3 protein-coding genes are annotated in these 2,246 nt (G+C 43.1%); all 3 read left to right on the top strand.

Annotation, left to right across the window (positions count from 1 at the left end; all coding sequences use genetic code 11):
* Positions 1-639 (top strand): chorismate-binding protein (locus tag Q0688_RS14445; protein WP_299078078.1); only part of this gene is annotated, 639 nt, incomplete at its 5' end.
* Positions 639-1,286, top strand: coding sequence for an aminodeoxychorismate/anthranilate synthase component II (locus Q0688_RS14440; protein ID WP_299078075.1), 648 nt, complete (start codon positions 639-641; stop codon positions 1,284-1,286). The genes Q0688_RS14445 and Q0688_RS14440, both read left to right, overlap by 1 nt.
* A gap of 5 nt (positions 1,287-1,291) precedes the next feature.
* The coding region (gene trpD, locus Q0688_RS14435) for an anthranilate phosphoribosyltransferase (protein WP_299078072.1) at positions 1,292-2,246 on the top strand (955 nt) is incomplete at its 3' end.

Below are 2,246 nucleotides of genomic sequence, written 5' to 3'. Positions count from 1 at the left end.
TACTCCAAACAAAGTAGCCGAGTGGAGATTGATCCTATTGCTGGAACACGCCCCAGAGGTAAACGCAGGGATGGCAGTATCGATTTAGATTTAGATTGCCGCTTAGAGCTGAACTTACAAGAGGATCAAAAAGAACGTTCTGAACATATTATGTTGGTCGATTTAGCACGCAATGACGTGGCTAAAGTATCTAAACCCGGTACCCGATATGTCACCGACTTACTAAAAGTAGATAGGTACTCCCATGTTATGCATTTGGTTTCTCGAGTAGTAGGGCAATTACGAGATGATCTAGATGCCTTAAACGCCTATCAAGCTTGTATGAACATGGGCACATTAGTAGGCGCGCCAAAAGTCAGTGCAGCGACCTTAATTCGTCAAGTTGAAAAACAGCGCCGTGGCAGTTATGGCGGCGCTGTGGGATATCTGAATAGTCAAGGTGACATGGATACCTGTATCGTGATCCGCTCTGCCTTTGTTAAAAACCACACCGCCTATATTCAAGCAGGTGCAGGCGTGGTTTATGATTCTGATCCACAATCAGAAGCAGATGAAACACGGGGCAAAGCACAAGCGGTTATCAGTGCCATTATCTCAAGTTCGCAACCTGAAGATGCTGCAACAGGAGGAGTTGAATAATGACCGTTAATAAAGCAACTAACGCAACAACCTCAGCTCGTACTTGTGTGTTTTTGTTGGATAATTTTGACTCTTTTACTTACAACTTGGTTGATGAACTAAGAACCCTTGGCTTAGAGCTCATTGTGTATCGCAATAATGTTCCCGCTGAAAACATACTCCAAAAAATGCGAGACAAAGCACAGCAAGACGGGCAATCAAAACAAGTGATGTTGATGTTATCGCCAGGTCCTGGCAATCCATCACAAGCAGGGTCGATGTTGGCCTTACTTGAAGGTGTAAAAGGCGAATTTCCAGTGTTAGGAATTTGTCTAGGTCACCAAGCCATTGTGGAATCCTATGGCGGCAAAATTATTCGCGCCGATAAAGTCATGCATGGTAAATCTTCATTGATAGAACATTGTGGTGATAAAATGTTTGCCAATATGCCTCAACCTTTACCTGTGGCTCGTTACCATTCATTAATGGCCAGTAACATACCAAAAGAATTATCTGTGCTGGCAAATTTTGCTGATATTCCAATGGCAGTGGCACACTTAGAAGACAAAATGTTGGGGTTTCAGTTTCACCCAGAATCGATATTGACTTCCCAAGGTAGCCAATTGTTAAAACAAAGCATTGAATTTTTAACCCAAGAAAAGGTTTAAACACTATGATCCACACAATTCTTGAACAGCTTTATCAAGGTCAACACTTGCAACAACAAGATGTTACCGCCGTATTTTCAAAGGTGGTAACCGGTCAAGTGGATGATATTGTTTTATCGTCTCTGCTTACAGCTTTAAAAATAAAAGGTGAACAGCCCCAAGAAATAGCCGGTGCTGCGGCTGCACTAATCGCTAACGCATCGTCATTCCCACGCCCAGGTTACGAATTTGCAGATATTGTGGGCACTGGGGGCGATGGCCACAATACCATTAATATTTCTTCGGCATCAGCCATTGTAGCCGCAAGTTGTGGCCTAAAAGTTGCGAAACACGGTAACCGCAGTGTATCGAGTAAGTCAGGCTCTGCAGATTTATTTAAAGCGTTTCACTTAAATTTACCGATGTCGGCTGAGACAGCACGTCAATGTTTAGATGAATCGAATTTATGCTTTTTATTTGCACCTAATTATCACTCTGGTATTCGCCATGCGATGCCCGTTCGCACCACTTTAAAAACTCGCACCCTTTTTAATTTGTTAGGACCTTTGGTTAATCCTGCGCGCCCTAGCCATATTGTGATTGGGGTATATGCACCAGAGCTGCTATTGCCTTTTGCAAAAACCTTGCAGCTGTTAGGTTATAAAAAAGCCTTAGTGGTACATGGCAGTGGCTTAGATGAATTTGCGTTACATGGCGATACTCAAGTAGTGGAAGTGAATGGCACAGAATTAACAGAAACTACAGTTTCTCCTCAAGATTTTGGACTTGAAAACTACCCGTTAGACGCCATTAAAGGTGGCGAACCAGAAGAAAACAAAACTCTAATTGAAAATGTACTCATTGGCAAAGGTGAGGCCGCGCACCAAGCGGCGGTTGCCATGAATACTGGCGGATTATTAAAACTTTGTGGCAAAGCAGACTCTTACAAGCAAGGAGCAGAAATGGCGATTGAATCCATGC

It is taken from the genome of uncultured Paraglaciecola sp. (assembly GCF_937123705.1).
Taxonomy (GTDB): Bacteria; Pseudomonadota; Gammaproteobacteria; order Enterobacterales; family Alteromonadaceae; genus Paraglaciecola.
The sequence above is the reverse complement of the archived record's forward strand: the minus strand, read 5'-3'. Positions and strand labels throughout refer to the sequence as shown.